Genomic DNA, 25331 nt, shown 5'->3' with positions numbered 1-25331 from the left:
GTTCTCGCCCTGCGTCGGACATCATCATGACCATGAAGACCCGAACCGCTGTGCGTGGCTGGATGGGAGCACTGACCCTGGGCGTCGCCTTGCTGGCCCCGCCGGCGTTCGCTGGCGCGCCCAATCAGTGCCAGACGAACTGCAACCAGAAGGTGGGGGGGCAGATGCAGTCGTGCACCCTCTCCTGTCCCAAGCCGGGCAGTACGGCCGCGAAGGACAGCCAGGCCTGCATGCAGCGCTGCGCCGTGAAGATGAAGACCGCGATGGCCAAGTGCAACAAGAAGTGCCCCAAGGGCGGCCCCAAGGCCAAGCCGCAGCACACGGGCCACGACGACGAGGACGGTCACGACGAGTGACGGCATGTGGGGCCGGGGCGCCGCGAGCGTCTGGCCCCGGGCCGTCCGGATTGAAGCCCTGGCGCGAGGGTGTTACGGCCGCTGAGCCATGAGCGACGCCCCCTCCCGCAAGGACCTCGACGCCACCGTCCACCTGCCGCGCACGGAGTTCCCCATGAAGGGGAACCTGTCGCAGCTCGAACCGCGCCTCCTGGCGTGGTGGGCGGAGCGCGGGGTGTGGAAGAAGCTGCTGGAGAAGAACGCCGGCCGGGAGCCCTTCGTGCTGGCGGACGGGCCCCCGTACGCCAACGGCCACCTGCACGCCGGGCACGCGCTCAACAAGGTGCTGAAGGACATCGTGGTGAAGTACCGCAACCTCTCCGGACGCCCGTGTGACTTCATCCCCGGCTGGGACACGCACGGCCTCCCCATCGAGCAGGCGGTGGAGAAGCGGCTGAAGGAACAGAAGCTCGACAAGCGCACGCTGTCGCGCGACGCGCTGCTGGAGCGCTGCCGCGAATACGCGCTGGAGTTCGTGGACATCCAGAAGGCGGAGTTCCAGCGGCTGGGCGTCTTCGGCACGTGGGACGCGCCCTACAAGACGCTCGACTTCACCTACGAGGCGCAGGAGCTGCGCGAGCTGGCCACGTTCGCGCGCCGGGGCATGCTGTACCGCCGCAAGAAGCCGGTGGCGTGGTGCCTCCAGGACCAGACGGCGCTCGCCGAGGCGGAGGTGGAGTACGCGGAGCACACCTCGCCGTCCGTGTACGTGGCCTTCGACGCGGGGGCCTCGCTGGGTGAGAAGCTGCCGCAGTTGCGCGGCCAGCGCGTGTCCTTCGTCATCTGGACCACCACACCCTGGACGCTGCCGGCGAACCTGGCCATCGCGGTGAACCCCACGTTCGAATACGTCTTCTACCGGCTGGAGGACCGCGTCCTGTGCGTGGCCAAGGACCTGCTCGCCAAGGTGCTGGCGGAGGTGAAGGCGGACGAGCTGGCGGTGAAGCACGTGCAGCTTCCCACCGGAGAGGTGTCGTCCCCGGCGCTGGTGGACCCCTCGCGCATCCTCGCGTACGCGACGGGCGAGGACCTGGAGCACGTGACGTATCAACACCCGTTCCTGGAGCGGCAGGGGCGCGTGGTGCTGGGCGGGCACGTCACCCTGGATGCGGGCACGGGGCTGGTGCACACGGCGCCGGGCCACGGGCAGGAGGACTACGAGGTGGGGCTCGCGTACGGGCTGGACATCTACAACCCGGTGCGCGCGGACGGCCGCTACGACGACACGGTGGGCGAGGTGCTGGCGGGCCGGCGCGTCTTCGAGGCCAACCCTGTCGTGTTGGACCTGCTGGTGCAGCGGGGCGCGCTGCTCAATGACAAATCAGACACCCTCACGCACAGCTATCCGCACTGCTGGCGCTGCCACCAGCCCGTCATCCAGAGCGCCACCTACCAGTGGTTCATCCCCATGGACGCGGCCTTCCACGGCGCGCAGACGTTCCGTGAGGCGGTGCTGGAGCAGGTGGACCAGGTGCGCTGGGTGCCGTCGTGGGGCCAGTCGCGCATCCGGGGCATGCTGGAGGGCCGTCCGGACTGGTGCATCAGCCGGCAGCGAAGCTGGGGCGTGCCCATCCCCATCGCGTACTGCGACGGGTGCGACGACGCGGTGGTGTCTCCAGAGGTGATGGAGCGCGTGGCGGCGGCGGTGGAGAAGGAAGGCGCGGGCGTGTGGTACCGCACGCCGGTGAAGGACTTCCTCGGGGAGGACTTCCGGTGTCCGCGCTGCGGCAAGGGTGAGTTCCACCGCGAGACGGACATCCTGGACGTGTGGTTCGACTCGGCGTGCATGGCCTCCGCGGTGCTGGCGAAGCGGCAGCGTGTGCCGGCGGACCTGTTCCTGGAAGGGAGCGACCAGCACCGGGGCTGGTTCCATTCCTCGCTGCTGGTGTCGGTGGGCGCGCGCGACGTGGCGCCCTACAAGGCGTGCCTCACGCACGGCTTCGTGGTGGATGGCCACGGCGAGAAGATGTCCAAGAGCCGGGGCAACACGGTGGCGCCGGAGAAGGTCATCCAGCAATACGGAGCTGAGGTGCTGCGGCTGTGGGTGGCGGCCAGCGACTACCGCAACGACGTGCGCCTGTCGGACGCCATCCTCAAGGGGCTGTCGGAGGGCTACCGGAAGATCCGCAACACCTTGCGCTACGCGCTGGGCAACCTGCACGACTTCGACCCGGCGAAGGACGCGGTGCCGGCGGAGGCGCTGTCGCCGCTGGACCAGTGGGCGCGCGGACGGCTGTCGCAGGTGGTGTCCCGGGTGCGGCAGGCGTACGAGGACTATGAGTTCCACCTCGTCTACGCGACGGTGGTGGACTTCTGCGCCAATGACCTGTCCGCCGTGTACTTCGACATCCTGAAGGATCGGCTCTACACGGCGAAGGCGGACGGGCCCGCGCGCCGGGGGGCGCAGACGGTGCTGCACGAGGTCGTCACCGTGCTGCTGCCGCTGCTCGCGCCGGTGATGAGCTTCACGGCGGAAGAGGCGTGGCAGCACCTGCCGGGCGAACACACCGAGAGCGTGTTCCTGGCGGGCTTCCCGGAGCCGAAGGGCGCGATGGCGCCGGGCATCGCGGAGCGGTACGCGAAGCTCTTCGCGGTGCGCGGCGCGGTGCAGGGCGTGCTGGAGGTGGCGCGGCGGGACAAGCGCATTGGCGCGTCCCTGGAGGCGCGCGTGGTGCTGTCGGCTGACGGTGCGGTGAAGGCCTTGCTCCAGGCGCATCTGGCGGAGCTGCCCGGGCTGTTCATCGTGAGCCAGGTGGAATGGGCGGACACGGCCTCCGACGCGGCGACGGCGCTGGAGGTGTCGCAGGCGTTTGGCGACGGCGCGTCCCTGTCCGTGGAGGTGTTGCCGGCGAAGGGGACGAAGTGCCCGCGCTGCTGGGTGTATTCGGAAGCGGTGGGGCAGGGCGACGAGGTCTGCCCCAAATGTCGCGAGGCGTTGTCCTGAAGACAGACGTCTCCTCCTGAGGGGATGTATGCTTATTCCCTGGGGGTGTTAGGTGATGGGGGCACATGCCTCCATTCCTCGGTGACCGTGAAGACAAGGTCCGCGGCAAGAAGGTCTACGGACGCGACCTCAACACGCGGGACCTGGGCTGGGAGGGGGCGTGCCGTCACGCCTACCTGCTTCGCGTCACCTCCGCGGACCGCAAGTATCTGGGCCTGGATGACGCGCGGCTGGTGGAGGTCTTCGCGCTGCTGGGGATTGAGCCGCCAGACATCGTCCAGGCCGTGGACCTCCACGCGCGCGGGTTCACGGCGCCGTACAGGCAGAAGCTCCCCGGTGGGAGCAGGGCCCAGACGGTCGTGCACCCGGCCCAGGGGCTCGCGCTGGATGACACGAGCGTGGTGCCGGATTTCTTCGGGCTGTACTGGCTGACCCCGCCTGGCGGCTACGCGGACCACATCGGTCAGCCCGTGGCCATCCTCCTGTTCCGCAAGAGCCGCGACCTGCGGAAGTTCGCCACCTGGAACCGGGAGCCGAGCCGACATGAAGGTCCTCCCCTGCTGCGCTTCGATGCCAGCTCACGGGTGGAGTGGCAGCAGGACATCCAGCGGCTCGTCAATCCGTTGCTGGGCGCGAGGGTCTCCAAGGAAGAGGCCATCTACGGCGCCACCCACTTCATCCGCAGCCAGGTGAAGGACCACGCGTTCTCCGCCCAGGGCCACAAGGACCATGACCCCGACGCGCTGGGGCCGGACGTGGACCCCGCGAAGCGGGCCATCAACCTCCAGGCGAACAAGGCACGCGAAGCCATCCGCAGGTCCGTCTCCGAGGAGGGGATGACCGTGTTGCGCCGGACCTTCTTCAGCCAGAGCATCGATCCGATGTTCATGGAGCTGGAGACGGGCCTCGCCTTTCTCACCCGGGATGCTGAAGGCAAGCAGGTCCTGCGCGTCGCGGCGGGGACGCAGTCTCCGCGCAAGGACCGGGAGGGCGTGGAGACGCTCACCGCCCTGTGGCCCGAGGCGGAGTCCCCCAGGGTCGAGCTGACGACCTATCCGATTGGCGGCGGCTTCGGGGGACGGGACCTCTCCACCTTCCCGATGTATCTGGCCCTGGCGGCCTTCTTCTGCGACGGGCCCGTGCGCCTGGCCTTCGACCGCTACGAGCAGTTCCTCTGCGGCATCAAGCGGCACGCCGCCGTGCTCCAGAACGTGCTGGCCTATGGCCCCAGGGACCCCCAGGGCCCCCCACCCAAGGGCCCCGAGGACTACGTCCTCCACTCGCTCGACTCGACCATCTCCATGGATGGCGGCGGCGTGCTGAACCTCACCAAGCCCGTCGTGCAGTTGTGCGCCCTCCATGCCGCCGGGCCGTACCGCTTCACGCACAACGCCATCAGCGGTTACGGCATCAGCACGGACGGCGCTCCCTCCGGCTCCATGCGCGGCTTCGGGATTCCGCAGGCGGCCTTCGCCATCGAGTCCATGATCGACGAGGTCGCGAGCGCGGTCGGCGCGGATCCCATCGCCTTCCGGCATGAAAAGCTGCTCAAGCCGAAGGACGTCGACGTGACGGGCTTCGAGCTGCGGCACCACCTGGACACCGAGCGCATCTGCGCCCTCGCCGCGAAGGAGCCGCTCTGGACCGGGCGGGAAGCGAAGCGGGCCGAGTACGCCGCCCGGGGCAACGGGCTGGTGAAGTATGGCGTCGGGTTCGCCTGCGCGATGCAGGCGATAGGCACCAGCGAGGACGCGGTCTTCGCCGAGGTCAGCATCGGTCCGATGGGCGAGGTGACGGTGCGCTCCACCGCCATCGAGATGGGCCAGGGCAGCGAGACCTCGCTCGCCATCGCCACCCGACCGCTGCTGGGCCGCGAGGCGTCCCGGGTCGTCCTGGGCGTGCTGGGCCGCTTCGACCACGACACCATCCGGTTGAACAAGGCCCCCTACGCCCCGGGGCAGCCGAGGAACACGCCGAAGCTCGACAACACGATGAGTGCTTCGGTGACGGCGTTCTTCCACATCCACGCGGTCGAGGAGGCCGCGCGGGTCGTCTTCGATCACGGCTTGAAGCCGTGCGCGGCGGACATCTGGGGCGACGTCCCGGAGACCGCCCACTGGGAGGACGGGAAGCTGGTGGCTCCGGGCCGCTGCCCCATTCCCATGGAGGAGCTCGCGTCCAGGGCCCACGCCCGGGCGAAGGAGGACGGGCTGTGCACCGGCGCCATCGTGCACACCTACTACCGCAACGCGTACGCCTGTTCGGAGTACACCCTGGGGGGCACGACGCGGCTGCGCTACATCGACGGGCTCGCCGTCCTCCACGGAGGCGATGCCGAGGACGTGGCGGGCTACCAGCACGTCACCCGGGTGGATGTGCCCTATGACGGCGCGGCGAACGACGCGAAGCACCACATCCGGAGCGTCTACGCTTCGGCCGGGCACCTCGTCGCGGTCACGGTGAACACCCGCTCCGGGGTGATTGATGTCGTGGACGCCGTCACCCTGCTCGACGCGGGCGAGGTCCACCACCAGAAGATCCTCGAAGGGCAGGTGGAGGGGGGCTTCGCGATGGGGCTGGGGATGACGCTGTTCGAAAGCGTCCCGCCGGCCCCCGTCGGTGTGGACGGCCTGCTCAACCTGCACCGCTATCCGGTCCCCCGGGCGACGCACATGCCTGCCTCGGGAGTGCAGTTGCGGCTGGTGACGCTTCCGGAAGGGGCGCAGATTTTGAGGTCCGGCCCTCCCATCCGGAAGAAGGGGATCGCCGAGGCCGTGATGACGACGGTGATGCCGGCCGTCGCGAACGCGGTCGCCCATGCCACGGGCGTGCGCCTGAGCATCCTGCCCTTCACCCCCGCGCGCGTGCTGGAGGCACTGAAGCCATGACCCAGACTCCCAAGCGCACCGAGCGCGAATACACCCTCCACGTCAACGGCATCCCGAGGACCGTCGTCGCGGCGGGGGAGGACCTGCTCGTCGACGTGCTGCATGAACAGCTCGACCTCACCGGCACGAAGCTCAGTTGCGGCATCGGTTCGTGCGGGGCCTGCAAGGTCGTGGCGCAGAAGGCGCCCGGCAGTCCCAAGATGGCCATGCTGGCGTGCTACGCGCGCATGGACTCCATCGAAGGGCTGCACTTCACGACGGTGGAAGGCCTGGCGGGACCGGACGGGGAACTCCATCCGCTCCAGCGCGAGTTCCTGGAGTGCTACTCCTTCCAGTGCGGGTTCTCCACCCCTGGCTTCCTGATGGCGGCCGACGTGCTCATGGATCAGCTCGCCCGCGGGCCCATCCCCGTGGCCCAGTTGGACAACCGCATCCGTCAGGCCATCTCCGGGAACGTCTGTCGTTGCACGGGGTACGTGAAGTACGCGGAGGCCATCAAGAAGACAATCCTCGCGGACCCCCGGCTCACCTGGGAGACGCCGGGGCCGGCGGAGCCGCAGCGCTCGGTGGTCTCCTTCCGGGTGCGCAAGCAGTCCTCGAACGACCTGGAGGAGAAGGCGCTCGTGGGCTTCCTGGACGAGGTGGAAGCGACCATCCGGTTCGAGGAGTGGCTCCGGCTGGACACCTGCACCGCGCAGGTGAGCGCCAGGACGCGCTCCGTGCGCACGGGCGAGCCGGTCCGCGACTTCAATCTGGGGAAGTTCTTCTTCAAGACCGTCGAGTCCGTGGACTTCACCCTGGACTCGGTGGACACGCTCGACGGCCGCTACCAGTTGGACGCGGTGCCTTTCGGCACGGCCATCCCGGTGAACATCCGGGGGCGTGTCGGTGCGCTCGGCATCCGGCTGCCGGTGACGGCGGATGCGGTGGTGACGGTGCTGGAGGGCACGAGCCTGCGCATCGTCTCACGCGCTCCGGTGACGCTCGACATGCGGGACCTGGGCTTCGCGGTCGATTCGTTCGCCAGGGAGTTCTTCCTCCGGCTCGCGCGCACGGTGGAGATCACCTTCGACCTGGTGCTGGAGAAGAACGAACCCCGGGGCCCGAAGGTGTGGGCCACGGTCCCCCGGACCCGCTAAAGCCCGCGACCTCAGGTGCCGACGGCTTCCAGCCGGCGCAGTGTGTCCACCAGGGCCTGCATGCGGTCGTGGTGGGTGCCGGGCCAGAAGACGCGCTGGCAGCCGGGACACTGGCGGAAGTGGGAGTGGCGTCCGGCCACGCCTTCGGGGACGCGGCCCTGCACCTCGTCCGGCGTGGCGGTGGTCAGCGGCGCGTTGCAGGCCATGCAGCGGCTGAAGGGGCGCATGCGCGACGTCAGTTCGTAGCGGCGCACCACCTCCACCAGTTGGTGCGCGGGGTCGGTGGCGCGCGGGAAGTAGCCGTGCACCACCTCCGAACGCTTGAGCACGCCCAGGTCCCGCGTGAGCAGCACGCGCGACTCCTGACGGGACAGGCGCGCCAGATGATCATCCGCGAAGTCGTTGCGCCACAGGGTGTCGAAGCCGAGCATCCGCAGGAAGCCCGACAGCCGCCCCAGTCCCACGTCCAGCACGAAGCGCGGCATCTCCGGGAGCGGCGGTCCCACGCGTGACTCCGGTGGAACCCGGGGCGCCTGGAGTGCGGGGTAGACGACGAGGCTCGTGTCCGCTTCCGCGCGGTGCTCGAAGCCCACCGGGTCGCCATCCACCAGCACCACGGCCACCTCCGGGTGCGGTGGCCCCAACGACTCGATGAGATCCTTCACCGAAGGGCTGCCCTGCAGGGCGTGCGTGAACGCCACGTTCCGGCGCTCCGGCGCGAGGAAGTCGTTCAGTGCGCCGTGGAAACGCACCGTGAGCTGCCGTGGTGACATCGTGGATTCCTCACGTCCTGTTGCGTCGTATCGCTGCGTTGTATCGCTGTGTCGTCGCCTGTTCTGGCGATGCCTTTCTTTGAATTCAAGTCTTCCGCAGATACAGGCGGATGGAGGCTCTTGGATTCTGCGAAAGAAGAGAGAAAAACCTCACGGGCGGTCAGAGGACAGCCAACCTGGAAACTTCTATAATCACGCGCAAGTCGGCGTGCCGAAGCCGACGGGTCAGCCCCTCGTCACCCTCGGAAGCAAGGATTCAGGTCCCCGCATGTCCATGAAGCTCCCCCCGATTCTCCGCGCCCTCGTGGCGATGGGGGCCCTGGCAACCGCCTGCGGCCCGGGTACCGAGCCCACCACGCCTCCGGACTCTGGAACCTCGGCGGATGCCGGAACCCGGAACGACGCGGGCACCGGGACGGATGCTGGCAGCAGCACGGTCGATGCTGGCGACGTGGAGGATGGCGGTCGTTCGATCGACGCGGGCCCGGATGCCGATGCGGGCTCCGAGAATGACGCGGGCACGACGACCGACGCGGGCACGACGACCGATGCGGGCACGGCGACCGACGCGGGCACGACGACCGACGCGGGCACCACGGTCGATGCCGGTACGACGGTCGATGCCGGTACGACGGTCGACGCGGGCACCACGGTCGATGCGGGCACGACGAGCGACGCGGGCACGACGGTCGATGCCGGTACGACGGTCGACGCGGGCACGACGAGTGATGCAGGCACCACGAGTGACGCGGGCACCACGGACGCGGGCTCTGACGACGCGGGCACCACGGACGGTGGCTCCGACACGGATGGTGGCTACACGAAGATCCGCATCATGGCGGCCAACATCACCAGCGGTAACGGCCAGGACTACGACCAGGGTCACGGCATCCGGCTGATGCAGGGCGTGAAGCCCGACGTCGTGCTCATCCAGGAGTTCAACTACAAGGCGAACTCCGCGGCGGAGATCCGCGAGATGGTCGACCTGACCTTCGGCCCGGGCTTCTCGTACTACCGCGAGACCGGCGCGCAGATCCCCAACGGCATCATCAGCCGCTTCCCCATCATCGAGTCCGGTGAGTGGAAGGACACGCAGGTGTCCAACCGCGACTTCGCCTGGGCGCGCATCGACATCCCGGGGCCGCACGACCTCTGGGCCGTCAGCGTCCACCTGCTCACCAGCGGCTCCGGCGTCCGCAACACGGAGGCCACCAACCTGGTGAAGTTCATCAAGGACAATGTCCGGGAGTCCGACTACCTGACCATCGGCGGCGACTTCAACACCGACAGCCGCTCCGAGTCCTGCCTCACCACCTTCAAGCAGGTGGTGACGACCGTCGGGCCGCACCCGGTGGACAAGAACAACAAGGACGGCACCAACGCGAACCGCAGCAAGCCCTACGACCACGTGCTCGTGGACAACGACCTGTACCAGTACCGCGTGCCCACCGTGATTGGCGCCAGCTCCTTCGCCAACGGGCTCGTCCTGGACAGCCGCGTCTACACGCCGCTGTCGGAGATCTACCCGGCGCTGTCCAGCGACAGCGGCGCCTCCAACATGCAGCACATGGGCGTGTTGAAGGACTTCCTCACGCCCAACTTCTAGCCGGCGGATGCGACACGGCCGGGCACCGGAAGTCCTTCGGTGTCCGGCCGGAGTCCTCGCCTTCAGAAGCGCTTCAGAAGCTCCACTTGTGCTTGTTCTTCGCCAGGAAGCGCGCCACCGGCGGAATGCGGGCGATGAGCGGCGTGAGCACGAACACCGCCGCCAGCCGCAACGGCTTCACCGCCTGTGACGCGATGTAGGCAGCGCCCCAGGCGCCCGCTTGCGCCCCGGTGCTCTCCGGCTGGAAGCCCGCGCGGATGGCCGCCCAGAAGCCCACGATGACCAGGCCGAAGATGACGTAGTTCACCGCGATGGCCAGCGGGCCGTAGTCCACCAGCAGCGCCTTGAAGCGCGCCATCAGCGATGGCTTGGCCGCCGGGGCGGTGGTGGTTCCGGGTGGGGCAATGTCGGGAGTGGAAGGTTTCACGTCGGGCTCAACAGGCGCCATGGGCGCACCATGCCCGAAAGACGCGGCGTCCGGGAGTACGGAGGCAGGCGGCCCGGCGGGCGCCTTGCGTGCCCCGGGTTGTCAGGGCTCCCGGGGGCGCGATAGAGGTCTGACACCGCATGAAAGCCTCCCTCCGCCTCCTCCTCGTCGTGGTCCTCACCGTGCTCGCGGCGGATCAGGTGACCAAGTACCTGGCCGTGTCCCGGCTGACGGAAGCATTGGACGGCCGCGAAGGCATGGCGCGCGTGTCCGGCTTCCTGAGCGAGCAGAACCTGGACAACGACCCTCCGAAGGAAGGCGAGTTCCGGCGCAACACCCGGCCGTACCGCTTCATCGAGGACTACTGGCACTTCCGCTACGTGGAGAACCCGGGCGCGGCGTGGGGCATGTTCTCCAACCTGCCGGACACGGCGCGCAAGGCGTTCTTCCACGTGGTGAGCCTGGCGGCGCTGACGTTCATCCTGGTGCTGTACCGGCGCACGGACGCGTCCCAGAAGTCGGTGCGGCTGGCGCTGGCGCTCATTACTGGCGGCGCGCTGGGCAACTTCGTGGACCGGCTCATCCGGGGCTACGTCATCGACTTCATCGACTGGCACTGGCGCAACCAGCCGGGCATGCGCTGGCCCACGTTCAACGTGGCGGACGCGGCCATCGTGGTGGGCGTGGCGCTGATGCTGCTGGACTCCGTGTGGGCGCGCCGGCCGGAGCCCGTCACCACCTCCTCGCCGCTCACCCCCCAGAGCCCTCAGCCGTGACGGGCCGGGGTGGGCTGGTATAAGCCGTCCCCGTGCCGCGCAAATACGTCATCCTCCTCGCCCTCACGCTGGGCGTCATCGTGCTGGACCAGTGGACGAAGTATCTGGTCGTGCGGGACCTCACCACCCGCTTCGACGGAGCCACCACGCTGGGGCAGCGCCTGGGCGCGATGTACACGCCCGCGGAGGCGGCCGGCCGCTACGGGCTGCACTTCCAGCCTCGCAGGCACGTGGAGGTGGTCGATGACTTCTTCCGCCTGCGCTACGCGGAGAACCCTGGCGCCGCGTGGGGCATGTTCCGCGACCTGCCGCCCAACGTGCGCGGCCCGCTCTTCCACCTGGTGAGCCTGGGCGCGGTGCTGCTCATCGTCTTCTACTTCCGGAAGCTCACCGGGACGGACCCCGCGGAGAAGTGGGCGCTGTGGGGCCTGCCGCTGGTGCTGGGTGGCGCGCTGGGCAACTACGTCGACCGGGTGGCCCGGGCCTTCGTCATCGATTTCCTGGAAGCGCATTGGTACGACAAGGCCGCCTGGCCGTCGTTCAATGTCGCGGACGCGGCCATCTGCATCGGCGTGGGCATGCTCGTGGTGGACGCCTTCGTCCGCAAGGAGAAGCCCACCTCCGAACCCGCCAAGGCCTGACGCCTGTCGTCGTGCGTGGCCGGTGCGCGGGAATGTCCCGCCCGGCCGCTCTGGTTGTCCCCGCCGTTTCCGGGTGCGGTCCGTCGTCGCGTTCCGCCTTCTTGCCGCCCGGCCGAGGTCCCCATGCTCCCCGTCCTCCTGCGCCTCACCTTCACCAGCCTCTGGATGCAGCTCCTGCTGTACGCCGTCGCGGTGGGGGTGGTGTCCTCCATCGCCTTCAACGGCTGGCAGGGCGCGGTGGGGCCGGTGGATGCGAAGAGCGACAAGGCGGGTCCCGCCTCGCTCCAGGACAAGCTGCTGCGCGCCCTGGGCTTCGCCGCCATTGGCGCGGCGCTGGCGTACTTCGGCCTGAAGTACGCGCTGCCCGCGGACGCCTTCCCGGGAGGCAAGGGCGAAGGCATCCCGCTGCACACCTACGGCGTGCTGCTGGCCGCCGGGTTCATCTGCGCGGTGTCGGTGGCGGGGCGGCTGGCGCAGGACGAGTGGCGCCGGGTGACGTTCGTGGAGGGCCAGGGCTTCGTGGACACCGAAGGGCCCAGGCGGCGCGAGCAGGTGCTGGACATGGCGTTCTGGGTGCTCGTTGGCGGGCTCGTGGGCAGCCGCGTGCTGTTCGTGATGGTGAACTGGCAGGACTACGCGAAGGACTGGACGCAGGCCTTCTCCCTGGGCGGCGGGCTGGTGTTCTACGGCGGCCTCATTGGCGCGGGGCTGGCGGCGTACCTGTTCGCCCGGAAGTACGACCTGGACTTCCTGCGGTTGGCGGATGTGTGCATCCCCACCGTGTCGCTGGGCCAGTGCCTGGGGCGCCTGGGGTGCTTCTCCGCTGGCTGCTGCTGGGGGGACATGGCGGGCAGCCACTCCCACACCGGGGTGACCTTCCCCGGCGCCGGGGTGGCCCAGGACCTGTTCGGCCGGCTGGGGCACGCGTCCAGCCTGGCCTACGGCTCCCAGGCGGGGGATGACCGCTTCGTCGTGGAGGCCACCGGGCAGGTGCTCCACCAGGCGGCGCCGGGCGCGGTGCGCATCTCCGACTGGGTGGCCCAGCACGGCACCACGCTGCCGGTGTACCCCACGCAGCTCTTCGAGTCGGTGGGGCAACTGGGGCTCTTCGTGGCGCTCCTGTACGCGCGCCGCTTCCGCCGCTTCCACGGGCACATCTTCGCCCTCTGGCTGATGGCCTACGCCGTCCTGCGCACCACGGTGGAGCTGTTCCGGGGCGATGTGGAGCGCGGCACCCTGCACGGCCTGTTGGAGTCGCTGGGGGCCCAGGGGCTGGCGGCGGCGGTGCCCCTGGAGGCCTGGTACAACGTGTCCACCAGCCAGTTCATCTCCCTGTGCATGTTCACCTTTGGCGCCATCCTCCTGGGGCGCCACCGACCGGCGGGTGAGGTCGCTGGCCTGGGACCGACACCGTCGGCGGCCTGAGGTTGCGAGCCGCGCCCGGGTTGAGGACACTCCCGATACATGCCGCCGCCCGATAACGCCCGGTCCGCCAACAAAGGTGGAGCCCGGTCCGCGCAGGACGCCAGCTCCTCCAGTGAAGCCGCCCTTCAGGAGTGCGAGGCGCTGGAGGCGGAGCTCGCGGAGCTGCGCCACACCTACGAGCAGTACTTCCTGGGCATGGAGCGGCAGGCGCCCATCCGCGCGCACGAAGATTTGAAGAAGCGGATGGTCCGTCTCAAGGGCGCCTTCGTGCGCAGCACGTCGGTGAAGTTCCGCGTGCAGACCATCCACAACAAGTTCCTCACCTACGAACGCTTGTGGGTGCGCACCATCCAGGAGATTGAAGCCGGCACCTACCACCGCGACCTGGCCAAGGCCCGCCGTCGCTCCGAGGCCGCGAAGAAGCCCGCCGCCGCCGGTGAGCGCCGCAAGGACGTGGTGGAGCTGCCGGAGGAGATCTCCGACATGGAGATCGAGGAGATTGAAGAGCTGACGGGCCGCCGGCCCATCAACGAGCCCAAGGTCCCCGGCCGTCCGGTGAACGAGCCCGCGGTTGCGGCTCCGGCACCCGGCACGCCGTTCCGGGGCACGCCCGCCGTGGCCCCAGTGGCGCCCGCTGGTGGCACGCCGTTCCGGGGGACGCCCGCCGTGCCGGGTGTTCCGGCGGTGGCGGGGGCCGCGAAGCTGCCTTCGCTGACGCCCGCGGTGCCCTCGGTGGCAGGGGGCACGCCCGCGGCGGGACGTCCCGCGGTGCCTCCGGGCATGGCCGCGAGGACCGCGGCACCGGCGGCGGGTGCGCCCGCGCGTCCTGCGGTAACGGCGCCCCTCGCGGCTCCCCGGCCCGCGGCGGCCGGCCCCGGTGGCGGCATGTCCGACGACAAGCTGCGCGCGGTGTACGACGCCTATGTCACCGCGAAGCGCCGCTGCCAGGAGGACACGTCCAAGCTGTCCTACGAGTCGGTGGCGGCCACGCTGCGCAAGCAGGTGCCGGAGCTGCTCAAACAGCACAATGCGAAGGCCGTGGAGTTCAAGGTCGTCATCAAGGACGGCAAGGCCTCGCTCAAGGCCGTGCCCAAGTAGAGGGGCGGTTTGCGATGAACCAGGACCTGGAATCGCTCAAGGCGCGGGTGGCGCGCCTGTCGGTGATGATCTTCGACATCGACGGCACGCTCACCGACGGACGCATCTTCTGGGTGCCCAACTCCGGCTGGACGCAGATGTACAGCGTGCGCGACGGCATGGGCATCAAGCGTCTTCAGGAGGTGGGCATCGAGGTGGCCGCCATCTCCGGCGGCGACAGCCTGTCCGCGCAGATGCGCATGCAGTCCCTGGGCTTGCGCCACGTGCACTTCGGCAGCAGCGACAAGGTGGCGCACTTCGAGAAGCTGCTGAGCATCCTCAATGTGTCCGCCGAGCACTGCGGCTACATGGGGGACGAGGTCGTGGACCTGCCGCTGCTCAACGCGGTGGGCTTCTCCGCCACCGTGCCCGAGGCCCCGGACGAGGTGCGCTCCAAGGTGCACTACGTGGCCCAGCGCGCCGCGGGCTTCGGCGCCGCGCGCGAGGTGTGTGAGTTCATCCTGAAGCACCGGGCGCGCATCGCTCCGGTGCCCTGAAGAGGGAAGCACCGCATGAAGAGGGGGATGTTGTTGGCGGGGTTCGTGGTGCTCGCGGGCTGCGCGAGCACGCGGCCCGTGAAGGCGCGCGCGGTCGTGCAGTGCATCATCACGAAGCAGGGGCGGGCGGAGAACTGCCAGGCCCGCCAGTGGGATGAAGCCCTCTCCAGCGAGCAGGTCGGCGAACTCATCCGCCACATCCAGTCCCGCGACTACAAGCCCGTCACCTACAACGGCAAGCCGCTGGATGTGCCCTACACCTTCCGCTTCGAGTTCCGGGATCCGATGCTTCCCGCCGACGGAGGACGCCTGTTCCCCGAGGACGGGGGAAGCCTGCTCTCCACACCGGAGTCGTGACGGCTACTTCCAGGAACGTGTCACCGCGCCGCTCTTCCCGGTGACGGGGTCGCTGGATGGCACGGGCACCTGGGCGATGCGCTTCACCGACGCGTCGCGCGTCTTCGCATCCGGGCGTTGCAGGTCCCACTGGCCGTGCCCCTGCGGATACGCACCCACGACGAGGAAGTCGCCGCTCGACTCCACGCGCTTGTGGCCGGTGCCCGCGGGCAGCACCACCACGTCCCCCGCCTGCACGCTGACCACCTGTCCCGCTTCACCGCCGAGCATCAGCTTCGCCGAGCCCTTCGCCACGCCCAGCACCTCGTGCGCGGTGGAGTGGTAGTGGTGGAAGTCGTAGACGCTGGAGCGCCACTGCGGCGGCCAGCCGTTGGCGGCGAAGCGCTGCTCGAACGCCGCCGCCACGTCGCCTTCCTTCGCGACCACCGCGCGGTACACCAGCACCGGGAAGCGGCTGTTGGGCACCTGGCCGTCGTCCTTGAACGTCAGCCGCGTGGGCTCCGGGGCTGCTTCCGCGTGCGCACCGGCGGAGGCGAGCGACAGCGCCGCACCCGCGACCGCACCCACGGACATCCACCGCGTGGCGCCCGGCTTGTGGGAGTCCTTCATCGCGTTCCTTCCTCGCGGCGTCGGACCGCGAACGTGACAGGGCCAACCTGTGAAGGGTCTGGGGGCCGCGCAACACTGGAACGGGGGCCCTTCTGACTCATCGTCAAACCGGGGGGAGGGGGAAATGGCCCAAACGTTCGTTCCTGAAAACGCCTGCTCCCCCGTCGTGAGTCCGGGTTGTCGCTCCCGGAGGCCGTTCCTACCTTGCGCTGCCTGACGGTCGGTGGACGACCCGAGACACCTGGGAGGCGACGGTGGGGATGCGGCGGATGTGGCTCGGACTGACAGCGGTCGTGGGGCTCGCCGTCTCCACTGGATGCGGGGGACCGACCCCGGAGGACGCCGAAGCGCGGCTCGCGGTGCTGGAGGCCGAGGGCAAGCAGATGGACCAGGCCCTGGACGCGGTCGAGGACCGGCTGATGGGCAGCCAGGGCCGTCTGGCGATGTGGAGCGAGCTGGGCCGGCGTCACCAGGAAATCAGCGTCGTGCAGTGCAAGGTCGCGGACGCGCACGTCGCCGCCATCATGAAGCACTACGACAAGCAGGACCAGAAGGCGCGGATGGTGAAGCAGCGCAACTCGATGGCGTCCGCGGACACCGCCGTGCTCACCTCCGGCAAGGCGCCCGCGATGCAGGGCCGCAACTGACGTGGCTTCAGCCTCCGCGGGCCAGGCGCGCGCGGAAGTGCTTGTCCACGGCGATGACGCCGTGGAGGAACAGCCCGGGCATCCACCGGCGCATGCGCCAGAACCAGCGCGCATCCATCATGGGCAGCACGTGCGGTGCGTTCCGGTCCACGGCCGTGAGCAACCGCGCGGCGACCCACTCCGGTCCTATCTTCGAACCATCCACCAGCCTCGCGCCCATGCCCTTCAGCGTGGCATCCGAATAGCGCGCTGACGCGGCGATGTTCGTCCGGAAGAACGTGGGGCACGCCACCGTGACGCCCAGGCCCAGCGGCTGGAGCTCTGCGTACAGCGTCTCCGACAGCGCGACCACGGCGGCCTTGGACGCGTTGTAGGCCGCCAGGTGCGGCGCGAAGATGAGCCCTGCGGCGGACGCGATGTTGAGCACGTGCCCCGTGCCCTGCTTGCGCATGCGCGGCACGAAGGTGTGGCAGCCGTGGATGACGCCCCACAGGTTCACGTCCAGCACGCGCCGCCACTCCACGAGCGGCAGGTCGCCCACGTCTCCCACCGCGCCCACGCCCGCGTTGTTGACGAGCAGGTCCACGCCGCCGAACGCATCCTCCGCGGCGCGCGCCAGGGCCTCCACCGCTTCGGGATTCGTGACGTCGCACGGGAACACGCGCGCTTCGCCGCCGCGTTCGGTGACGCGGCGGGCGGTCTCCTCGGCCGTGGTCGGGTCCACGTCCGACACCAGCACCCGGGCCTGACGGGCCGCCAGGGCTTCACACAGCGCGCGGCCCAGGCCGCTTCCGGCGCCAGTCACCACCGCGCGAGGACGTGAGGGAAGGCTCATGGTTTCAGGGCTCCTGGCAGGGGCGGCGGGGCGCGTGGAACGTCGTGACGCGACAGGGCTAGCACGCCTGGAGAGGGGGTGGCCATGCACCGGCGCGGTTCCTCCGGGGAGTCCACGTTTTCCGACGGGCGGGCAGGCGGGCGCACGATTCGTGACCCGGGGGCGGAAGTTGGCTAGAACCTGGACCGTGCAATGCGCCTGGTTCGGAGCAGTGGCGGTGGTGTCGGCCATGCTCCTGGGATGCAACAACCTGGAGTCCTGCGGCTCCACGTCGGTGGACATCACCCGGACGGACGGGAGTCTCTACCGTTGCGTCACGTCCGAGGACTGTCCCCGGACCTCGCGCGTCTCCGTGTGCGTCACGGATGTGTCCTCGGAGCGTGAATGCGTGCGCTGCGACCAGACGCACTGCGTGCGCCTCATCCCGGAGTCGTGCGAATGAAGCAGGCAGCCCGGCGCTGGATGTTCACGTTGGCGGTGGGGACGCTGGCCGTCACGGGCTGCCGCGACAAGCCGGTGGACCACATGCAGCGCGCGCGGGACGCCATCTTCGAGAAGCGTCCGGATGAAGCGCTGGTGGAGTACCGCAAGGCGTACGACATGTTGCTGCGCGACGAGACGCCGGAGGCGCTGGTGATGCGCGCCCGGGCCCTCAAGGGCGCCGCGGACGTGTACTGGCTGGAGCAGCGCAAGGTGAAGGAGGCGGTGTCCGTCTACCGCCAGCTCATCCAGCAGTGCCCGGAGTCCCCGGAGGCGCTGGACGCGCGCATCATCCTGGCGGAGCTGCTGCGGGTGCACTACCGCGACCTGCGCGGCTCCATCGACCAGCTCACCGCCGCGCTGCACCGCAACCCGCCGCAGGGCGCGGAGCTCCAGTACCAGGTGGCCAAGCTCTACTTCGAGCTGGCGGACTATCCGCAGTGCGAACTGGAGGCGCGCAAGCTGCCGGAGCGCTTCGCCACCAGCGCGTACGTGGATGACTCCATCTACCTCCAGGCGCAGGCGCTGGCCATGCTGGAGGGCAAGCGGCAGGAAGCGCTGCGCACCTTCGCGGACCTGCGCTCGCGCTTCCCGGAGTCGGAGCTGGCGCCGCACGCCCTCTTCGAGATGGGCAAGCTGCGCGCGGACGCGGGCGACAACGAGAAGGCCATCGAGACCTGGGTGGAGACGCTCAAGACGCACCCGGATCCGACGCTCGTGCAGGATGCCATCGTGCGGGCGCGCCGCCGGCTGGCGAACCTCACGGTCGAGGGCATCGGCAAGAAGGAAGTGGCGTTCGACCGCGCCAAGCAGGCCCGCACCTCCGTGGAAGCCATGGGGGGCACCGCCGAGGAAGCCGCCCGCGACCGCGGGGACTGAGCCCTCCGTGCGGCGCATTCGCGTGCGCCGTCCTCCCACGCATGCGATGTAACGGTGAGGCCTGGCCCTGTCGGGCCGGGCATCTCTTCGTGGGAGGAATCACATGAACGTGCTGGTGACAGGGGCCACCGCGGGCGTGGGGCTGGCCGTCGCGCGCCGCTTCGTGAAGGAAGGCGCGCGCGTCATCGCCACCGGACGCCGGGGCGAGCGGTTGGATGCGTTGAAAGCGGAGCTGGGGGACAAGCTCCTGCCGGTGACGCTGGACGTGACGGACCGGGCGGCCGTGCAGAAGGTGTTCGATTCGCTGCCCGCGGACTTCGCGCAGGTGGACGTGCTGGTCAACAACGCGGGGCTCGCGCTGGGGTTGGACCCCGCGCAGACGGCGCGGCTGGAGGACTGGGACGTGATGGTGGACACCAACGTCAAGGGACTCCTGTACTGCACGCGCGCGGCGCTGACGGGCATGGTGGCGCGGGACCGGGGCCACGTCATCAACATCGGCTCCATCGCGGGGGAGTTCCCCTATCCGGGGGGCAACGTGTACGGCGCGACGAAGGCGTTCGTGCACCAGTTCAGCCTGAACCTGCGCGCGGACCTGCACGGCACGGCGGTGCGCGTGACGGACATCGAGCCGGGGCTCCTGGGCGGCACGGAGTTCTCCAACGTGCGCTTCAAGGGCGATGACGCCCGCGCCGCGTCGCTGTACGCGAACACGCAGCCGCTCACGCCGGAAGACATCGCGGACACGGTGTACTGGGTGGCCTCAAGGCCCGCGCACGTGAACATCAACGTCATCTCGATGATGCCGGTGGCGCAGGCGTTCGGCCCGCTGCCGGTGAAGCGCCAGGCCTGAGGCTTCTTCTCAGCCCGGCACGGGCAGCACGGCTTCCAGAAGCGGCGCGGGCACCGACGGGTCGTCCGCGTCCGCCACCAGCAGCAGGTGGATGCGCCCACCCTCCACGCGTGCGTCCACGCCCTCCAGCTTCAGGCCGGCGTCCACCGCGTCCAGGTACACCGGCGTCCCATCCGGTGCGAGCACGCCCACCGCGGAGCCCTTCACCGGGCCATCCGCCACGCGGTCGCGTGAATCCTCCGCCGTGGCGGTGAACACCACGCGCCCGTCCGGCAGCGCCGACGCATCCGTGAAGGACAGCCGGACGCCATTCGCCTCGCCCAGCTCCCACCGGCGCACGCTGCGCACCGCCGCCGGCCCCAGCGCTCCCGAGTCCACGCCGCCCAGCACGCGGTCCAGGTCCAGGTCCACCAGCGCGTCCACGCCGCCCACACCGTTGCCCCGGTTGAGCAGCCGCAGGAACCGGCCCGTCACCGCCGCGCCCTCCACATTGAGCGCCACCAGCTCGCGCTCCAACTGCACGTACAGCCCCGTGCAGTCCACCGTGCGAGGCGGCCCCGCGAGCGTCCCGTCCGCGTTCAAGGGCAGCACCGACGCCCGTCTTCGCGCGGGCGTCGAACCCGAGGGCAGCGCCAGCAGCGCGCCATGTGCGAACGCCGCGGAAGGACCCAGCCTGCACAGCGCCTCCAGGTCCGGCTTCGCGGCCTTGCGCTCCACATGCCCGTCCGGAAGCTCCCCCGGAAAGAGGCGCACGGTGTGGCCCGGCGCGTCCCCGGTGACGGGGAACACGGCCAGGTGGAGCGCGTCGTCCGCGACCACGTAGAGCCAGTCCCCCGCGCGCACCAGCCCGCTGGCGGCGGAGACGAAGCCCTGTGTGCCCGACAGGTTCAGCGTGCGCCGCGAAGTGGTGACGATCATGGCAGTGCCCTCCAGGGCCTGGCGTCGCGGATTACAGCAGGCTGCCGCGCAGGAAGAGGCTCGCCGCCGTGAAGTAGATGACGAGTCCCGTCACGTCCACCAGCGTGGCCACGAAGGGCGCGGACGCGCTCGCGGGGTCGAAGCCCACGCGCCTCAGGATGAACGGCAGCATGGAGCCGGACAGCGTGCCGAACAGCACCACGCCCACCAGCGACACGCCCACGGTGAGGCCGATGACCACCGCATGGTCCCCATAGCTGTGGAACAGCGCCTGCCACACCATGACGCGGATGAAGCCCACGAGGCCCAGCACCGAACCCAGCGCCAGCCCCGTGCCCAGCTCCCGCCGGGCCACGCGCCACCAGTCCTTCAGCTTCATCTCCGACAGCGCCAGCGCGCGGATGATGAGCGTAGTGGCCTGGCTGCCGGAGTTGCCGCCCGAGCTGATGATGAGCGGGATGAAGAGGCTCAACACCACGGCGCGTGCGATCTCATGCTCGAAGTAGCCCATCGCCGTGGCGGTGAGCATCTCGCCCAGGAAGAGCACCATCAGCCAGCCGGCGCGCTTCTTGAGCATCGCCAGGAAACCCACGTCGAAGTACGGCGCGTCCAGGGCCTCCATACCGCCGACCTTCTGGATGTCCTCCGTGGCCTCTTCCTGGACCACGTCCACGATGTCGTCCACCGTGACGATGCCCTTCATGCGCTGGGCCTCGTCCACCACGGGCATGGCCATGAAGCTGTGTTCGGAGAAGGTGCGGCTCACGGCCTCCTGGTCGGTGTTCTCCGCCACGGTGATGACGTCGCGCTGCATGACGTCCGCCACGCGCTTGTCCGGCGCGGCCTGGAAGAGCTGGCGCAGGGACAGCACGCCCTGGAGCCGCTGTTCGGCGTCCAGCACGTAGGCGTAATAGACGGTCTCCACCCGCTCACGCGCCTGCTTGCGCAGGTAACCGATGGCCTCGTCGATGCTCATGTCCGGGCGCACGCGGGCGAAGCGCGGATTCATCAGACCGCCGGCGTCGTCCTCCGCGTAGGCCAAGAGGACGTTCACCTCGCGGCGGCTGGCGTCGTCGAGCTGCGACAGGATGGTGTTCACCTGGTCGGGCTCCACCGCCTGGACCAGGTCGGCCAGGTCGTCCGGGGGCAGCAGGCGTACCCAGGTGCGGCGCTCGCCCTGCGGCAGGCTGAGGATGAGCTCGGCCTGTTCTCGCGCGGACAGCCCCAGGAAGAAGTCGTCCGCCACCGCCGGGGGCAGCAGGCGGAAGCCTTCCAGGCGCTCGTCCAGGGACAGCACGGCCCAGGCCTCGTGGAGCTCGTCGGGGGACAACGCGTTCTGGCTCTGGGGACTCTCCACCATGAAGTGCCTCGGAAGGGGAGGGTGCGCGCGCTCCGATGCGCGGCGCGCCGGCCTCTCTACACCCCTGGGGAGGGCACGGCGAGTGGAAGGCGCGAAACATCGCCCTGAAACTTCGCCCGCCTGCCTGGTCCGTCCATCGCCCCCCGGGCCGCGGACTCATGGCCCCGGGGGTCATGTCTGCCTTCGCGGCCTGTCTTCCCCGTTTCGTGGAGGTTCGGAGCGTCCGGCCAGGGGCCAGCGCGTCCGGGTCGAACACGCTGTCCCCGCAGATGCCGATGCGGCGCCCGGTTCCTTGGGGCACCACGATTCAAGCCCGCTCAATGCTGGTGGAGGCCCGCGTGCGCGGGGGCGCGGCGTCCACCGTCCAGGCGACCCGATGGGGTGGATCAGCTCTTCTGCTGGATGAGCTCGACCTTGTAGCCGTCCGGGTCTTCGACGAAGGCGATGACGGTGGTGCCATGCTTCATGGGGCCGGGCTCACGGACGACCTTGCCTCCGGCCGCGCGGATGGCGTTGGCGGTGGCGTGGATGTCGCTGACGCCCAGGGCGATGTGGCCGTAGGCGGTGCCCAGCTCGTACTTCGCCGTGTCCCAGTTGTGGGTGAGCTCCAGCGCGGGGTGGGTGTCCTCCGGGCCGAAGCCGACGAAGGCGAGCGTGAAGCGGCCTTCGGGATAGTCGTGGCGGCGCAGCAGCGTCATGCCGACGACGCGGGTGTAGAAGTCGAGCGACTTCTCCAGGTCGCCGACGCGGAGCATGGTGTGGAGGATTCGCATGCGAGCGGTCATAACCGCCGGGACCGTCAGGGTGAAGCCGCGAGTGCGCTGCCCCTGGGGGAGGGCGGGACCTCCTGCCCGGGAGTGCGGTCCGTCGCCGTGCGGGCAGGCATCCGCATGGGGGTGGAAAGCCGACACCGGAGCCCCACGCGAGGCGGGGAGCGGCGCCCGGCGCGTGCTATGCAACCCCGCATGAAACACGCTCAAAGCCAGGCCCTCTTCGCCCGTGCGCAGGCGCGCATCCCGGGTGGCGTGAACTCCCCGGTGCGCGCCTTCCGTGGCGTGGGGGGTGACCCCGTCTTCTTCCGGGAGGGCGCCGGCGCGTGGCTCACCGACGTGGACGGCAACCGCTACGTGGACCTGGTGGGAAGCTGGGGCCCGCTCATCCTCGGGCACGCGTATCCGCCCATCATCGAGGCCATCCTGGAGGCCGCCCGTCGCGGCACCACGTTCGGCGCGCCTGTCGCGGCGGAGGTTGAGTTCGCGGAGCTGCTCTGCGCCACGATGCCGTCGATGGAGAAGGTGCGCCTGGTGTCCAGCGGCACGGAGGCCACGGTGGCCGCCATCCGCGTGGCGCGTGGCTTCACCGGCCGCGAGCACATCCTCAAGTTCGAAGGCTGCTTCCACGGCGCGGGCGACCCGTTCCTCGTGAAGGCGGGCAGCGGCGTGGAGACGCTGGGCCTGCCGGACTCGCCGGGCGTGCCCGCGGCGCTGGCGGCGCTGACGCTCACCGCGCCCTTCAATGACTTGGAGGCGGTGGAGCGCATCTTCAATGAGAAGGGCAAGGACATCGCCTGCGCCATCATCGAGCCGGTGGTGGGCAACATGGGCGTGCTGGTGCCGCGCCCGGGCTACCTGGAGGGATTGCAGGCGCTCTGCCAGAAGCACGGCGTGCTCTTCGTGCTGGATGAGGTGATGACGGGCTTCCGGCTGGCGCGCGGCGGGGCGCAGGAGCTGTACAAGCTCAAGCCGGACCTGACCACGCTGGCGAAGGTGGTGGGCGGCGGCATGCCGCTGGGCGCGTACGGCGGCCGGCGCGACATCATGTCCAAGGTGGCGCCGGAGGGGCCCGTGTACCAGTCCGGCACGCTGTCCGGAAACCCCGTGGCGGTGGCGGCGGGCCTGGCGTGCGTGAAGGCGCTGGCGGCCCCGGGGACGTACGCGCGGCTGGAGCAGTTGGGGTTGCTCTTGGAGGAGGGCTTCCGCGCGGAGGCGAAGGCGGTGGGGGTGCCGGTGACGGTGAACCGCGTGGGCAGCATGCTCACGGTGTTCTTCACGGCGGAGCCGGTGTTCGACTACGCGTCCGCGAAGAAGGCGGACACGGCGAAGTTCGGGCGCTTCTTCCACGCGATGCTGCACGAAGGGGTGTACCTGCCGCCCAGCCAGTTCGAGGCGGCGTTCGTGTCGCTGGCCATCGGCGAGCCGGAGGTGGCGCACGTGCTCGCCGCGGCCCGCAAGGCGTTCCGCTCGCTTGGCGACGCCCGTTGAACCGGAGCCCCTGAAGGGGCCGCTGCGCTTCGGTCCCTACACCCTCGTGCGCCGCATTGGCGCGGGCGGCATGGGGGAGGTCTTCCTCGCGCGCGAGGAGGGCGTGCGCCGCGCGGTGGTGGTGAAGAAGGTGCTGCCGGGGCTCCTGGAGAACCGGCAGTTCGTGGGGCGCTTCCGCGATGAGGCGCGCGTGGTGGTGCGGCTTGCGCACCAGAACATCGCGCGCGTGTACGCGATGGGCGAGGTGGACGGTCAGCTCTACCTCGCCATGGAGTACGTGCAGGGCAAGACGCTCAGCCGGCTGGCGTACCGGCTGCGGCAGCGCCAGCGGATGATGCCCCTGGGCGCGCTGCTCCAGATGGGACAGCGGCTGTGCGAAGGCCTGGCGTACGCGCACGACGCGACGGACGAGGACGGGCACCCATTGCACCTGGTGCACCGCGACCTGTCGCCCGCGAACGTGTGCGTGAGCTACGCGGGCGAGGTGAAGATCATCGACTTCGGCGCGGCGCAGTCCACGCTGAAGGAGCAGCAGACGGCGCCGCGCGTGGTGATTGGAAACCTCACGTACATGGCGCCGGAGCAGGCCCGCAAGCGCACCGTGGACCGCAGGGCGGACGTGTACGCGGCGGGCGTGGTGCTGTGGGAGTTGTTCGCGTGGAAGCCGCTGTCCCAGCGCGGAGACCCGCTGGAGCGCTGGCGGCGCGCGGCCTATCCGCAGTGGGAGCCGGCGGGGCGCCACCGGCCGGACCTGCCGCGCGCGGTGGATGCGTTCCTGGTGCGCGCGCTGGCGCCCGAACCGAATGACCGCTTCCCCACCGCCGCGGCGATGGGCGAGGCGCTGGCGGCGCTGAAGGAGAAGCTGGCGCCGGGCGTGACGGACCAGGACCTGGTGCGGCTGATGTCGGCGGCCTTCCCGCGCGAGAAGGCCGTCGAGCAGCAGATGGTGGACGACCTGCTGCGCGAACAGCCGGAGCGCGCGAGCACGCGGCAGGAGTTCCCATCCGTGCTCGCGCCGCCGGGCGCGTCGGTGTCGGAGGAGGCGGAAGTGCTCCGAGCGCAGGAGGACATCGCGACGGAGGCCCTGGACGCGGCGAGGTTGCGCCAGGCCGCGGACAAGGCCTCCCGGGAGCTGAAGCCCTGGGAGGAGCCCGGTGCGCGCAAGGCGCCCCCGGTGCGGATTCACAACCAGGAAGTCACCAAGGATGCCTGGGTGCCGGGCGTGGGCGCGGAGGAGTCCACCGCGCCCGCCCAGCCACCCCACGTGGCGTGGACGCCGGGCTCCGGCGTGGAGGAGTCCACGGCGTTCGGAGTGGATCCGAGGCGGAGCGCGGGCATGGCCCCCGAAGCTTCCCGGACACAGGACGCGGGCACGGCCGTCGCCGCCGCGGCCCCGGACCCGACGCGCACCCCGACCCCTGAACAGGACGCGAGCACGGCCGCCGCCCACACGCCCGACGCGGCCTCGGACCCGGCACCCACCC

24 protein-coding genes are annotated in these 25331 nt (G+C 69.9%); 17 read left to right on the top strand and 7 right to left on the bottom strand.

From position 1 onward, the window contains the following. The first annotated feature begins 32 nt into the window (after positions 1-32). From D7V88_RS02205 to D7V88_RS02190, 4 genes are all read left to right on the top strand, one after another. A complete protein-coding gene (locus D7V88_RS02205; RefSeq protein WP_147448572.1) occupies positions 33-356 on the top strand; it encodes a hypothetical protein in 324 nt (107 codons plus the stop codon). An 88-nt stretch (positions 357-444) separates the two neighbouring features. Then, on the top strand, positions 445-3339 hold the full coding sequence (ileS, locus tag D7V88_RS02200) for an isoleucine--tRNA ligase (RefSeq protein ID WP_120538918.1): 2895 nt from the start codon (positions 445-447) through the stop codon (positions 3337-3339). Between the two features lie 65 nt (positions 3340-3404). Further along, complete coding sequence (locus tag D7V88_RS02195; protein WP_120538917.1) at positions 3405-6227, top strand: xanthine dehydrogenase family protein molybdopterin-binding subunit; 2823 nt, start codon at positions 3405-3407, stop codon at positions 6225-6227. After that, the gene (locus tag D7V88_RS02190) at positions 6224-7366 is read left to right on the top strand and encodes a (2Fe-2S)-binding protein (protein WP_120538916.1); all 1143 of its coding nucleotides are present in this window, start codon (positions 6224-6226) and stop codon (positions 7364-7366) included. Before D7V88_RS02195 ends, D7V88_RS02190 begins: the two co-directional genes overlap by 4 nt. Positions 7367-7377: 11 nt before the next feature. Here the strand turns inward: D7V88_RS02190 and D7V88_RS02185 are convergent, their stop codons facing one another. Further along, the gene (locus D7V88_RS02185; protein WP_120538915.1) at positions 7378-8139 is read right to left on the bottom strand and encodes a Mut7-C RNAse domain-containing protein; all 762 of its coding nucleotides are present in this window, start codon (positions 8137-8139) and stop codon (positions 7378-7380) included. Between the two features lie 268 nt (positions 8140-8407). On the opposite strand from D7V88_RS02185, the gene D7V88_RS02180 reads away from it, so the two are divergent. Then, on the top strand, positions 8408-9745 hold the full coding sequence (locus tag D7V88_RS02180; protein ID WP_120538948.1) for an endonuclease/exonuclease/phosphatase family protein: 1338 nt from the start codon (positions 8408-8410) through the stop codon (positions 9743-9745). Positions 9746-9818: 73 nt separating this feature from the next. On the opposite strand, the gene D7V88_RS02175 is transcribed toward D7V88_RS02180, so the two are convergent. Beyond that, on the bottom strand, positions 9819-10172 hold the full coding sequence (locus D7V88_RS02175; RefSeq protein ID WP_244237919.1) for a hypothetical protein: 354 nt from the start codon (positions 10170-10172) through the stop codon (positions 9819-9821). 140 nt (positions 10173-10312) lie between these two features. Here D7V88_RS02175 and lspA (D7V88_RS02170) point away from each other — a divergent pair, with 140 nt between their 5' ends. The 6 genes from lspA (D7V88_RS02170) (at position 10313) to D7V88_RS02145 (ending at position 15005) form a co-directional block, all read left to right on the top strand. Next, complete coding sequence (gene lspA, locus D7V88_RS02170; RefSeq protein WP_120538913.1) at positions 10313-10948, top strand: signal peptidase II; 636 nt, start codon at positions 10313-10315, stop codon at positions 10946-10948. 32 nt (positions 10949-10980) lie between these two features. After that, positions 10981-11589: a signal peptidase II gene (lspA, locus tag D7V88_RS02165; protein WP_120538912.1), complete on the top strand. Its 609-nt coding sequence runs from the start codon at positions 10981-10983 to the stop codon at positions 11587-11589. 123 nt (positions 11590-11712) lie between these two features. Next, positions 11713-13014, top strand: a complete 1302-nt coding sequence (locus tag D7V88_RS02160; RefSeq protein ID WP_120538911.1) for a prolipoprotein diacylglyceryl transferase — start codon at positions 11713-11715, stop codon at positions 13012-13014. A 39-nt stretch (positions 13015-13053) separates the two neighbouring features. Then, positions 13054-14112: an MXAN_5187 C-terminal domain-containing protein gene (locus D7V88_RS02155; protein ID WP_120538910.1), complete on the top strand. Its 1059-nt coding sequence runs from the start codon at positions 13054-13056 to the stop codon at positions 14110-14112. Positions 14113-14126: 14 nt separating this feature from the next. Then, positions 14127-14648 (top strand): KdsC family phosphatase, encoded by a 522-nt coding sequence (locus tag D7V88_RS02150; RefSeq protein WP_120538909.1) that lies wholly within the window; start codon positions 14127-14129, stop codon positions 14646-14648. 15 nt (positions 14649-14663) lie between these two features. Further along, on the top strand, positions 14664-15005 hold the full coding sequence (locus tag D7V88_RS02145) for an energy transducer TonB (protein ID WP_147448571.1): 342 nt from the start codon (positions 14664-14666) through the stop codon (positions 15003-15005). A 3-nt stretch (positions 15006-15008) separates the two neighbouring features. Here the strand turns inward: D7V88_RS02145 and D7V88_RS02140 are convergent, their stop codons facing one another. Then, positions 15009-15614, bottom strand: coding sequence for a cupin domain-containing protein (locus D7V88_RS02140; RefSeq protein ID WP_244237918.1), 606 nt, complete (start codon positions 15612-15614; stop codon positions 15009-15011). A gap of 269 nt (positions 15615-15883) precedes the next feature. Between D7V88_RS02140 and D7V88_RS02135 the strand changes: the two genes are divergently transcribed. After that, complete coding sequence (locus D7V88_RS02135) at positions 15884-16261, top strand: hypothetical protein (protein WP_244237917.1); 378 nt, start codon at positions 15884-15886, stop codon at positions 16259-16261. 7 nt (positions 16262-16268) lie between these two features. Here the strand turns inward: D7V88_RS02135 and D7V88_RS02130 are convergent, their stop codons facing one another. Then, positions 16269-17096: an SDR family NAD(P)-dependent oxidoreductase gene (locus D7V88_RS02130; RefSeq protein ID WP_120538906.1), complete on the bottom strand. Its 828-nt coding sequence runs from the start codon at positions 17094-17096 to the stop codon at positions 16269-16271. Positions 17097-17283: 187 nt separating this feature from the next. On the opposite strand from D7V88_RS02130, the gene D7V88_RS02125 reads away from it, so the two are divergent. The 3 genes from D7V88_RS02125 to D7V88_RS02115 all read left to right on the top strand — a co-directional run bounded on the left by D7V88_RS02125 (position 17284) and on the right by D7V88_RS02115 (position 19308). Beyond that, positions 17284-17538, top strand: a complete 255-nt coding sequence (locus D7V88_RS02125) for a hypothetical protein (protein ID WP_341870648.1) — start codon at positions 17284-17286, stop codon at positions 17536-17538. Next, complete coding sequence (locus D7V88_RS02120) at positions 17535-18455, top strand: tetratricopeptide repeat protein (RefSeq protein ID WP_244237916.1); 921 nt, start codon at positions 17535-17537, stop codon at positions 18453-18455. The genes D7V88_RS02125 and D7V88_RS02120 overlap by 4 nt, the downstream gene beginning before the upstream one ends. A gap of 103 nt (positions 18456-18558) precedes the next feature. After that, positions 18559-19308: an SDR family NAD(P)-dependent oxidoreductase gene (locus D7V88_RS02115; protein WP_120538904.1), complete on the top strand. Its 750-nt coding sequence runs from the start codon at positions 18559-18561 to the stop codon at positions 19306-19308. Between the two features lie 9 nt (positions 19309-19317). Here the strand turns inward: D7V88_RS02115 and D7V88_RS02110 are convergent, their stop codons facing one another. The 3 genes from D7V88_RS02110 to gloA form a co-directional block, all read right to left on the bottom strand. After that, complete coding sequence (locus D7V88_RS02110; RefSeq protein ID WP_120538903.1) at positions 19318-20226, bottom strand: DUF6929 family protein; 909 nt, start codon at positions 20224-20226, stop codon at positions 19318-19320. 31 nt (positions 20227-20257) lie between these two features. Further along, positions 20258-21586: a magnesium transporter gene (mgtE, locus tag D7V88_RS02105; RefSeq protein WP_120538902.1), complete on the bottom strand. Its 1329-nt coding sequence runs from the start codon at positions 21584-21586 to the stop codon at positions 20258-20260. Between the two features lie 386 nt (positions 21587-21972). Next, a complete protein-coding gene (gene gloA / locus D7V88_RS02100) occupies positions 21973-22359 on the bottom strand; it encodes a lactoylglutathione lyase (RefSeq protein WP_244237915.1) in 387 nt (128 codons plus the stop codon). Between the two features lie 192 nt (positions 22360-22551). Between gloA and hemL the strand changes: the two genes are divergently transcribed. After that, a complete protein-coding gene (gene hemL, locus D7V88_RS02095; RefSeq protein WP_120538900.1) occupies positions 22552-23847 on the top strand; it encodes a glutamate-1-semialdehyde 2,1-aminomutase in 1296 nt (431 codons plus the stop codon). Further along, on the top strand, positions 23831-25331 hold a 1501-nt coding region (locus D7V88_RS02090), incomplete at its 3' end, for a serine/threonine protein kinase (RefSeq protein ID WP_208726060.1). The genes hemL and D7V88_RS02090, both read left to right, overlap by 17 nt.

Origin of the sequence: Corallococcus terminator (genome assembly GCF_003611635.1) — a bacterium.
Classification (GTDB): Bacteria; Myxococcota; Myxococcia; order Myxococcales; family Myxococcaceae; genus Corallococcus; species Corallococcus terminator.
The sequence above is the reverse complement of the archived record's forward strand: the minus strand, read 5'-3'. Positions and strand labels throughout refer to the sequence as shown.